Source organism: Petralouisia muris, assembly GCF_004793545.1.
Taxonomy (GTDB): domain Bacteria; phylum Bacillota; class Clostridia; order Lachnospirales; family Lachnospiraceae; genus Petralouisia; species Petralouisia muris.
The window spans coordinates 1-9,697 of sequence record NZ_SRYA01000114.1; the positions used below are offsets into that span (position 1 = coordinate 1).

The 9,697-nt window shown below is 50.7% G+C and carries 17 protein-coding genes; 15 read left to right on the top strand and 2 right to left on the bottom strand.

From position 1 onward, the window contains the following. Positions 1-615: 615 nt before the first annotated feature. Entirely contained in the window at positions 616-1,020 is a 405-nt protein-coding gene (locus E5329_RS26650) for a helix-turn-helix domain-containing protein (protein WP_135992223.1), read from the bottom strand. Between the two features lie 237 nt (positions 1,021-1,257). Between E5329_RS26650 and E5329_RS26655 the strand changes: the two genes are divergently transcribed. After that, a complete protein-coding gene (locus E5329_RS26655) occupies positions 1,258-1,659 on the top strand; it encodes a hypothetical protein (RefSeq protein ID WP_275443781.1) in 402 nt (133 codons plus the stop codon). Here the strand turns inward: E5329_RS26655 and E5329_RS26660 are convergent. After that, positions 1,625-1,807: a hypothetical protein gene (locus tag E5329_RS26660; RefSeq protein ID WP_135992224.1), complete on the bottom strand. Its 183-nt coding sequence runs from the start codon at positions 1,805-1,807 to the stop codon at positions 1,625-1,627. The genes E5329_RS26655 and E5329_RS26660 overlap by 35 nt on opposite strands. Before the next feature lie 51 nt (positions 1,808-1,858). Between E5329_RS26660 and E5329_RS26665 the strand changes: the two genes are divergently transcribed. From E5329_RS26665 to E5329_RS26725, 14 genes are all read left to right on the top strand, one after another. Further along, the gene (locus E5329_RS26665; protein WP_275443783.1) at positions 1,859-2,041 is read left to right on the top strand and encodes a hypothetical protein; all 183 of its coding nucleotides are present in this window, start codon (positions 1,859-1,861) and stop codon (positions 2,039-2,041) included. Beyond that, a complete protein-coding gene (locus tag E5329_RS26670) occupies positions 2,041-2,220 on the top strand; it encodes a DUF6906 family protein (RefSeq protein WP_135992237.1) in 180 nt (59 codons plus the stop codon). The genes E5329_RS26665 and E5329_RS26670 overlap by 1 nt, the downstream gene beginning before the upstream one ends. A 22-nt stretch (positions 2,221-2,242) precedes the next feature. Further along, positions 2,243-2,476 carry a hypothetical protein gene (locus E5329_RS26675; RefSeq protein WP_135992226.1) on the top strand — a complete coding sequence of 78 codons (234 nt, stop codon included), beginning with the start codon at positions 2,243-2,245 and terminating at the stop codon, positions 2,474-2,476. 4 nt (positions 2,477-2,480) lie between these two features. After that, positions 2,481-2,684 carry a helix-turn-helix domain-containing protein gene (locus tag E5329_RS26680; protein WP_135992227.1) on the top strand — a complete coding sequence of 68 codons (204 nt, stop codon included), beginning with the start codon at positions 2,481-2,483 and terminating at the stop codon, positions 2,682-2,684. A 5-nt stretch (positions 2,685-2,689) separates the two neighbouring features. Then, a complete protein-coding gene (locus tag E5329_RS26685; protein ID WP_456320041.1) occupies positions 2,690-4,810 on the top strand; it encodes a Mu transposase C-terminal domain-containing protein in 2,121 nt (706 codons plus the stop codon). A gap of 53 nt (positions 4,811-4,863) precedes the next feature. Continuing rightward, entirely contained in the window at positions 4,864-5,829 is a 966-nt protein-coding gene (locus E5329_RS26690) for an AAA family ATPase (RefSeq protein ID WP_135992229.1), read from the top strand. A gap of 14 nt (positions 5,830-5,843) precedes the next feature. Further along, positions 5,844-6,035 carry a hypothetical protein gene (locus tag E5329_RS26695; protein WP_135992230.1) on the top strand — a complete coding sequence of 64 codons (192 nt, stop codon included), beginning with the start codon at positions 5,844-5,846 and terminating at the stop codon, positions 6,033-6,035. A gap of 1 nt (position 6,036) precedes the next feature. After that, positions 6,037-6,501, top strand: coding sequence for a regulatory protein GemA (locus E5329_RS26700; protein ID WP_135992231.1), 465 nt, complete (start codon positions 6,037-6,039; stop codon positions 6,499-6,501). Then, positions 6,464-6,709 carry a hypothetical protein gene (locus E5329_RS26705; RefSeq protein WP_135992232.1) on the top strand — a complete coding sequence of 82 codons (246 nt, stop codon included), beginning with the start codon at positions 6,464-6,466 and terminating at the stop codon, positions 6,707-6,709. Before E5329_RS26700 ends, E5329_RS26705 begins: the two co-directional genes overlap by 38 nt. Further along, a complete protein-coding gene (locus E5329_RS26710; RefSeq protein WP_135992233.1) occupies positions 6,699-7,124 on the top strand; it encodes a helix-turn-helix domain-containing protein in 426 nt (141 codons plus the stop codon). The genes E5329_RS26705 and E5329_RS26710 overlap by 11 nt, the downstream gene beginning before the upstream one ends. After that, the gene (locus E5329_RS26715) at positions 7,121-7,372 is read left to right on the top strand and encodes an AbrB/MazE/SpoVT family DNA-binding domain-containing protein (RefSeq protein WP_135992234.1); all 252 of its coding nucleotides are present in this window, start codon (positions 7,121-7,123) and stop codon (positions 7,370-7,372) included. The genes E5329_RS26710 and E5329_RS26715 overlap by 4 nt, the downstream gene beginning before the upstream one ends. Beyond that, the gene (locus tag E5329_RS26720) at positions 7,372-8,055 is read left to right on the top strand and encodes a hypothetical protein (protein ID WP_135992235.1); all 684 of its coding nucleotides are present in this window, start codon (positions 7,372-7,374) and stop codon (positions 8,053-8,055) included. Before E5329_RS26715 ends, E5329_RS26720 begins: the two co-directional genes overlap by 1 nt. A 2-nt stretch (positions 8,056-8,057) precedes the next feature. After that, on the top strand, positions 8,058-8,228 hold the full coding sequence (locus tag E5329_RS30150) for a hypothetical protein (protein WP_168356789.1): 171 nt from the start codon (positions 8,058-8,060) through the stop codon (positions 8,226-8,228). Positions 8,229-8,231: 3 nt separating this feature from the next. Further along, positions 8,232-9,697, top strand: a 1,466-nt coding sequence (locus E5329_RS26725) for an N-acetylmuramoyl-L-alanine amidase (RefSeq protein ID WP_135992236.1), incomplete at its 3' end; no start/stop codon positions are given.

Sequence of the window (9,697 nt, forward strand, 5' to 3'; positions counted from 1 at the left end):
ATGAATGGGTGTAAAGACATCCGGTATTGTTCTTTTCCTTAAGTTAATGACATTGCGATAAATGAAGGGTTAAAGCGAATTTGATAGAGAAAAAATGAAGCATCTTTGACAGCGAATTTGAGAATAAGCTGTTTTGGATGCTTTTTTTGTGTCCTTGGAAGGGAGGAGAGTGGAGAGAGTGCTTGGAAGCATTGGTTTTACTTGGTTTTTGAGCACTTATCCTCTCCACAACACCTCAAAGTTAGGTTGTAAGGACATTATACATCAGTCATCCTCTTCTGAAAATAGCTCAAGCGTTGTAACGTGGTGTTATTGCGTTACTGATTGAGGGTTGTCAATGTGCTAGTGCAGGCTAAAAAAGCCGATAAACTAAGGCTTTTTGTGAAGTAACGCATGGAAAAGGTGGGCGTTACTCCGTGTTATCAGCAACCGATACCGGGAAGCCGGAACGGGTAAAGACAAAGTAACAAAATGGAACAATGTAGAGAGAGCTGTTACTTTGGCTTGTTTTCAAGGGAAAAGTCTCTTTTCAGGGAAGTGTTTCCCTAAAAAGGCAAAGTAACAAAATAGTGGTGCTTTTTGGGTGACAAGTAACCCAAAAGAGCCATAAAAAAATCAGCCTACCATGTTACCCTTTTCTGTATTTGTCAATCCGGATGATTTTGCACTTGTCTCTCTTGCCTTGTGGGTCTTCCGGAGTTTCATCTCCAATAGTCCTATGAGTTCCTCTTGGTCATCTTCAGACAGTTCCCGGAAACCATTCAAGAGATTTTCTTCCTTTTGGCATAATTTGAAATTATGCTTATTAGCAGATTTTCCGGTCATTAACCAATCCATGCTGCAATCCAAGGCACATGCTAAGTCATAAAAAATTGTACAAGAGGGTACTCTTATTCCATTCTCTATTTTACTAAGGGCACCTGTAGCAAGCCCACATTTATTGTATATATCAGTCTGTGTGAGTCGCAGTTCTTTTCTTCTCTCTAAAATCCTGCTGCCTATACTCTTCATATCGTCCATATTTACCTCACTTTCTGCTAAATAGAATATAAATATGCTAATTAGATGAAAAAGTCGTTGACATTCTGCTAATTAGCATATATACTATTACTTGCAAGGGGTTACTTGTAACCCAATAAGCATATCAAATTTCTAAGAAAATCTCAATAGTCGGAGCTCTCCGGCACAAAGAAAGTCACCCGGTTCAGGGTATCAGGAAGGCATTGTTGGAAAAGCAGGGAAGCAGAAAGGTAGGTTGTGATGGAGAAGAGAGAGTTTGAGAAGAGAATTGAGCAGCCTGTATCAGATGCAGAGTACAGGGTCATTGAGACAGTGTACCAATGGCATCCATCCGTGAAGGAAGTATCTGGAAAGGAAGAGGTTGCTGAACTATACAAGAGCTTTGGGATGGCAATATTCCATGATATGCTCCCAAGGGCGGAAAAGAACCGTGAATTGGAAAATAAGCTCCGCCATGCACAGGCAGAGGTGGAACGGATAAAGGCAGAGATGGAAGAGCTGTCCCGTGGCAACGCTCCGGAGAGAGTGCAAGTCCTTCCGGAAGCGTTGGAGGAACACCTGAAGATGCAGAACCGTCAGCGTGAAAATGACAGACAGCGGCTTGCTATGGCAAGGGAAGGTCTGGGTATTTCCGTTTGAGACGCTCCTTGGCATAATCATCAAGATAATGGTAGAAATCATCCTTATCTATGAAACCTTTGAGGGACAGGTATTCAACCAAAGCAGCCGCATAGGTTCCGTGGTTCAGGATGTCATCAGTGATTAAGTCTTTAATCAGTTCGTTCATGGTACACCTCCTTGTGAGTGATGTACCAATTATAACACAGGAAAGGAGATGATGCACTTGCTGAACCTGTCAGGTGATGAGATGGAGGCATTGGTTGAGCATAGGGAGAAATTGGATGTTGAGCTTGAGCGGCTCCGGGAGAACTGGATGGAGCTTGAGGCAGAGATTGAGGGAACGGAACGGGCTCTCAACATAATTGACAAAATCATAGGGAAGACGGAGGTGTGCTATTGATGAAGAACGGAAAGGCTCCCACAAGGGAACAGAAGAAGATAATGAGGGCTCATGGGTTGGTGCCGGAGAATTGGCTTGTGGTCAAGAACCTCCCGGACTCCTTGGAGGTAGTGAGCCGGGTCTCCCTGAAAAAGGTTGGAGGAAAACCAAGGACAAGGGCTATATCAAAGAGCCTGTGATTGGTTGGAAAGGTAGGTTGTGATGGAAAAGTACAAGGAGAGTGATGTGGAGCTGATGTCCCTGCTCCTGAAGCTTCAGGAGGGTACAAGCCCTATCAGGATGTCAATAGGCTTTACGGACAATGACCGGATAGTCCGTCAGGGGATTGTCCTGTATCAGGCGGCTCCAAAGGTGATTGAGACCCTCATTGAGCATGGGTACACATGTGACCTGACAGAGCATGGGATGAGGGTATACAAGCTTGATGTGAGGTGAGCGGATGGAAACAAAGCAGACGAGGCTGACACCCTTTGGGATGATGGTCAGGAAAAGGCTCATAGACAAGAACATGACACAGGTGGAGCTTGCTGCTTTGCTTGGATGCAATAAGCAGTACATCCACAAGATTTTAGTCGGTGAGCGTAGTGGAAAGAAATACATTGAGGAAATATCAAGGATACTGGACATTGAGATGGCAGCGTGAAGGAGGTGAGCGGATTGGCTGAAGCATATGTCACATTGGGGGAAGCGGCGGAACTGGAAGGCATTCAGTACAGCACCATGGCAAGGCGGACACAGAGAAAGAAAGATGCCTTTGTCACCAAGACCGAGAAGTCAGAAACGGGCGGAAGGGATGTGGTGCTTGTGGCGGTCTCCTCACTGTCCAAACAGGCAAGGAACGCATGGAAGGAGAGGGAAAAGCTGAAATCCTTCACGGAAGGAGTTCCGGAAGGGCAGGAGGCAGAGCAGAAGCCGGAAGTGCCATGGTATGTGAACATGGACATTGACTGGTACATTGAAAACTACAAGGAGAGATACTACAAGGCTGTGGAGCTTGGGAACGTGGTCAGGAAGTTCCTTCAGTATGACGAAGGGGACAGGACAAAGTACGCTGAAGAGTTCGCACAGAAGCACCTTGGGAAGGGTCAGAGGACTCTGTACCGATACACCAAGGCATACCTTGAGGCATCCGCATGGGCGGACAAGCTTCAGAAGGAGGACGGTGCAGGGTATGAGTTCTTCAAGGTTCTCTGCCTGTGCAGGAAACCGAAGGAGACCGGATGCTTCCCAAGCATCAAGCCGGAGGTCAAGCAGGTCATCAAGAACATATGGTTCAATGAGGACTTTGCCCGGAACCAAGGCACCCGTGAGATGCTCTATGAGAAGCTAACAGCCATTGCCAACATCAACCTGAAAGCCGGGATGGCGGAATGGGAGAAGATACCATCCTATCAGACTGTGGTGAGGTATATCAACTATCTCATGGAGGATGAGAACATGAAAAACGCCTACTTCCTTGCATCCCGTGGCACCCGTGAGTACAAGAATAAGGTCATGGTGAAAGGGAGCCGGGATACCAAGGGGCTTCAGGTGATGCAGATAGTCATGGGTGATGAGCATACTTTTGACTGTTGGGTGAGCTACAAGCAACCCAATGGCAAGGTCATAGCAATCAAGCCACACTTAGCCGCATGGGTGGACATGCGGAGCAGGGTCATCATGGGTGATGTCCTCTGCAAGGATGCCAACTCCGACATCCTGAAGCAGAGCCTCCTCAAAATGATTTATTCAGAGCCGGGAGGGGTTCCGGAGTACCTCTACATAGACAATGGCAAGGACTATACAGCCAAGACCATGACAGGAAGAGACCGGAATGACCGGAGCGGCTTGAACTTTGACAATGAGACACAGGGATTCTACAAGAGCATAGGCATCAAGGATGACCACCGGGCACTGCCCTATGAGCCATGGAGCAAGGGTCAGATAGAGAGGTTCTTCCGTACCGTCTGCAATAAGTTCACCCGTTGGATGAAGTCCTACACGGGAACGCTGACGGGCTCCAAGACCTCTGACAAGGTGGAGAAGGACATCAAGCGGATGCTTGAGAGGGGAGAGCTCCTGACACTGGAAGAGTTCTATGAGAAGTGGCATGAGTGGCTCACAACGGTCTACATGCACACGGAGCACTCCGGGCTCAAGAAGATGGGGGAGACCTACAAAAAGCCTTATGACTGCTTTATGAATGAGGACAGGTACTTCAAGGCGGCACCGCCTAAGAGTTATGCAACCATGCTGATGATGAAGTCAGAAAACGTGCTTGTCCGCAACATAGGCATCACCAAATGGGGATATGAGTACCGCTCCGATGAGCTGTGTGACTATATCGGGCGGAAGGTTGACATCAAGTATGACCCGGATGACATGGCTGTCCTGTACGTCTTTGACCAGAAGGGCAAGCGTATCTGTGAGGCGTACTGTCAGGAGCTCCTTCAGATAGCACCGAAGGTCACGCAGAAAGCCCTTGAGGAACACCTGAAGATGCAGAAGAGGCAGCAGAAGCGTGACAGGGAAAGGCTTGAGGAGGCAAGGAGACCCTTTGAGGAGCTCAATGAGCAGTATGTTGGCTTCAATGAGACAACGGGCGGCATTGACCTGATGATAGGCGGCAAGAAGCAGGAGAAGGCGGCAAAAGTCATAGCACTCCCGAAGGACAGAACCTATCAGCAGGGCTTCCGGGCGGAAAGCAGGGAAGAGGCTGAAGGGGACAGCGAATACATGAGCAGGCAGGCGGAGAACGCACTCAAGAAGCTTAGAGCGATAGGCGGATGACAGGAAGACAAGGTTAGGTTTTAGTGAAGGAAAAGGAAAGGAAGGTTGTAACTATGGAAGCATTGAATACCTACAAAGCGGAGAAGACACTGGCGGAGCAGATGAACGAGAGACTGGCGGAGCTGAAGATGACCAAGGCAGAGGCAGCCCTCAAGATGAACTATTCAAGGGCGGCACTTAGCCAATACCTCAACGGGAAGTATGCAAGTGACCCTACCGAACTAGAAAAGAAGGTCAGGGAGTTCCTTGAGGCATCCGGAGGGATGGAAGGCGGTCAGGCACCGGAGGGAGGCAAGGCAGGCATCCTCAAAAAGAAGGTGGAGTTTTTTGAGAGCCGGGACTTTGTGCAGACTATCGGAGTTTGTCAGGCATGTCAGGAGTATATGGGGCTTGGGATAATCGTTGGGAAGTCCGGTCAGGGAAAGACCCATGCCCTGAAGAAATATGCAGAGCTGCCGAGGGTGGCATACATTGAGTGTGATGACACCATGGCTTGCCGGGACTTGGTGGAAGCCATTGAGAACGGGATAGGGCTCCCTAGAGGGTATGGCGGAACGATATGGAAGAGGGTCAACCGTATCCGGGAGTTTTTCAATACCAATGAGGGCTTCCTGCTCATCATTGACGAGGCGGACAAGCTCATCAACAAGTACACACAGAAGAAGATGGAGATACTCCGGGGCATCTTTGACCAGTCGGATGTGGGCATTGTCATAGCCGGGGAGCCGAGGCTTGAGACGGAGCTGAAGGGCAACCTTGCCCGTTTTGCGAACCGGATGGACTTCTACTACAAGCTGAAGGGGCTGTCCAAGAATGAGGTGGCGGACTACCTTGAGGGCTATGAGGTCGAAGAGGCAGCCATGGGCGAGATGATAAGCCGGGCAACCAACACACAGAGCGGATGCTTCCGCCTGTTGGACAGGACACTCAACAACGTGCTCCGTATCCTGAAGCAGAAGGGCGAGACCCGGATAACCATGAAGATTGTGAGCGAGGCATCCGACATGATGATGCTGTAGGAAGGAGAGGGCGTATGAAGAAATTGGAGGTTGTTATCAAAGACGAGCATGAGGAAGAGATGGGGCGTGAGATGCTGTCAGGCATCTATGGTGTCATTCAGAAATATGGGTGCATGGGCGTGTCTGTCCGGGCGGATACCATTGTAAACCAAGGATGTATTCAGATACCGGAGTTCCTGAAGCAGAGGAAAGAGAGGAGGGGATAGCATGGCAGGGAACACATCACAGCCGAGCATCAAGAGGGTGTGGGGCATTGCAAAGAGCCCGGAGCTGAAGCTCACGGATGAGGAGCTCCACCTCCTTGTACAGGCACACACGGGGAAGGACAGCATCAAGGCTCTCAACAAACGGGAGCTTCAGACGGTCATCCGGGTGCTTGGAGGCATGAAGGACTCCGTGAAGAAGTCGGAGCGTGGGAAGCACCGTGGAGGGAACACATCCACGGAGAACCAAAGGAAGAAGATATACAAGCTCACGCAGGAGCTTAGGTGGGACAAGCCTGCAAGGGTCAATGGCATGTGCCGGAAGATGTTTGGGGTCAGTGCGGTGGAGTGGCTTGACTATCAGCAGTGCTCCAAGCTCATTGAGGCACTCAAGAGCATGGTGAAGAGGCAGGAGGAAAAGGAGGGTCAGGATGCAGGACTGCAAGCTAATAGTGACAGTCAGGGATGACAAGGTGAATTTTGAGGGTCAGGACATCAGCGTTGAGGAGCTGGCACAGATAGCAGGATTCCTTCAGGTGTTCGTTGGCATGGAAGGGCTGAAGCGTGGACTGGACATGGATGATGTGAAGAACAATATGCTTGACATCCACCTTTCTGCCATGGAAACGCTTGATGAGCAGCTCCGGGGCGGCACCCCTGACACGGATGGCAGTTAAGGAGAAGGAGGCGGAGAGGTTGAAAAAGATACAGTTTGTATGTGACAGGTGCGGAGCTGTCCTTGAGAAGACAGCTATCAAGATAATACCAAACGTAGTAGAGCTTGAGGGGGAAGACATCCTGCATCCGGTGGATGAAGCCACACATGGGATGCACTTCTGTGCAGCGTGTACGGATGCCCTCCTGAAGTTCCTGCTCCCTGAAAACAAGCCTCCACCAAAGCCAAAGGAAAAGCCTGCAAGGAGGAGAAGGCTTGATGCAGGCAGGGTGATGGCTCTCCATAATGCCGGATGGAGCAATGAGGACATAGCGGCTGACATCAGGGCAGATCCGGAACAGGTCAGGCAATGTATCTACTATCAAAAGTACAAGAAAAAGAGTCCGTCAGGAGCGGACGGAGAGGAGCAGACATGAGCACAGCATATAAGAAGATGACAAGCCACGGGTCAATCAGCATCCCGGTGGCAATGCGGAGGGAACTTGGCATTGAGCCAAAAGACCCTATGGTGGTGGAGGAGCATCAGGGGGAAATCAGGATAAGACCGTACACGCTCCGCTGTAACTTTTGCGGCGTGACGGACGGGGTGCAGGCATTCCATGGAAAGGGCATCTGTGGAGCCTGTGCAGCAAAGGCATATCAGAAGTTAGGAGGCGGACAGTAATGGGAGAGCAGACAACAAAGGCAATGAGCAATGAGCAGCTCATTGAGGCATGTGTGGGGCTTGACAGGGAGCAGAAGAAGAGCCGGGCTCTGCTGAACAGCTACAAGGCGGAGCTTCAGGCTAGGGGCTTGGCGCTCATGGAAGACCACAATGTGAGGTATGTGAAGTTTTACGGTGATGAGGGCAGTGCTGCCATCACGGACAGCATGAGCCTTGACATCCTGAACCCGGACAAGCTGAAGGAGCTTGTGGGCGAGGGGGTATACAGCATGAAGGTCAAGGAGGAGACCAAGACGAGCTACAAGTTTGACAGCAAATTTGAGAAGGCTCTGAAGGCAATCTTTACGGGAGATTACACCTTTGAGACCACGCTTGCAGAGTTCCTTGATGAAATGAGCATCAAGCCGGACGAAAAGCAGAAGAAGCTCCTGCTGAAGAAGCTGAAGGGAGAGTTTGAGAAGGACAAGGAGACCCTCATCTCTGTCTTGGGTCAGGAGGGGCATGAGGCACCGGACTTTGATGTGGAGCTGTGGTACATCTACCGTATCAAAAACGGGGAGCTCATCCGGGCTTTTCTGCCGGAGGACATGATTGATGCAACCATAGAGGGCATCAGGAAGAGCATCTTGGTGGAGACCAAGACATCCATCACATTAGACTATGACACAGACAAGGAGGAGTAACTATGGCAGAACAAACAAAGGACATCCTTAGTGAGCACACCAAGGATATGACTCCGGAGCAGAGAGCGGAGCTTCAGGAGAAGGTAGGCAGCATGACGGAAGAGGAACTCAAGGAGTTCCGCAACGGCTTAGATCCGGACAATATGGGCTTTTTTGGAGAGGAGAGTGTGTAGGACATGGCAGCACCAAAGATTGAGAAGCTCCTGACCCCATATAACTTTAATGATAAGAACAATGTCGGGCGTATCAAGTACATTGTCATCCATTATGTGGGGGCTCTTGGCGGAGCAAAAGCAAATTGCCAGTATTATGCAAGCAAGTACATAGGAGCATCCGCCCATTACTTTGTAGGCTTTAGCGGTGAGATATGGCAGAGTGTTGATGATGGGGACATTGCATGGCACTGTGGAGCAAGCAGCTATAAACATGCGGAGTGCAGGAATACGAATTCTATCGGCATTGAGCTGTGTGTGAGAACCAAAGGAAGCCAGGCGGCGGACAGCAAGGACTGGTACTTTGAGGATGCAACGGTCAAGGCGGCTATTGAACTGACCAAGTATCTGATGCAGAAGTACGGTGTGCCTGCATCCCACGTCATTCGCCACTATGATGTGACCGGGAAGATTTGTCCTAACCCGTATGTTTACAATACTACCAAGCACATATGGGATACTTTCAAGAAAGCCATTACAGGCGGAGAGAGCACAGAACAGAAGGGCAGCATGACCAAGATAACCGGGAAGGCAAAAGCCACAGCGGAGCAGATGGCGGCATACATCAAGGCGAAGAATGGAAGCGTTGCACAGAGCGTAATTGACATGATACCACTGTACCTGTCCGAGGGCGAGGCGGAGAACATCCGGGGTGACATTGCCTTTGCACAGAGCTGTCTTGAGACGGGCAACTTCACCTTCTCCGGGAGTGCGGTGAAGCTCTCACAGAATAACTTCTGCGGCATGGGAGTGACCAAGAACGGGGAGACCGGGAACAGCTTCAGCACACCACAGCTTGGCATCCGGGCGCAGGTGCAGCACCTCAAGGCATACGCCAACACCACGAAGCTGAAGCAGGACTGCATTGACCCACGCTTTGACCTTGTATCCCGTGGCTGTGCCCCATATGTGGAGTACCTTGGAATACAGGAGAACCCGAAGGGCAAGGGATGGGCTGCCGGAGCCGGGTATGGCGGAAAGATACTGAAGATACTGGATGCCATCAAGGGAGCCGGGAGCGGTCAGGCAGGAAGCGGCGGACAGGACTCCGGCAAGAAGCCGGATGACGGGGGCAAGCAGCAGGCAGGCTTCACGCCATACCTCATCACTACCACCTGTGACGTGCTGAACATCCGCTCCGGGGCAGGAACCGGGCACAGCGTGGTGGGAGCCATCCGGGAGAAGGCAGGCAAGAAGAACAAGTACACCATTGTGGAGGAAAAGGACGGATGGGGCAGGCTGAAGTCCGGAGAGGGATGGATAAGCCTCTCCTACACCAAGAAGGCGGCTGCATCCGGAGGCGGCACAGGCTTCACGCCATACCTCATCACTACCACCTGTGACGTGCTGAACATCCGCTCCGGGGCAGGAACCGGGCACAGCGTGGTGGGAGCCATCCGGGAGAAGGCAGGCAAGAAGAACAAGTACAC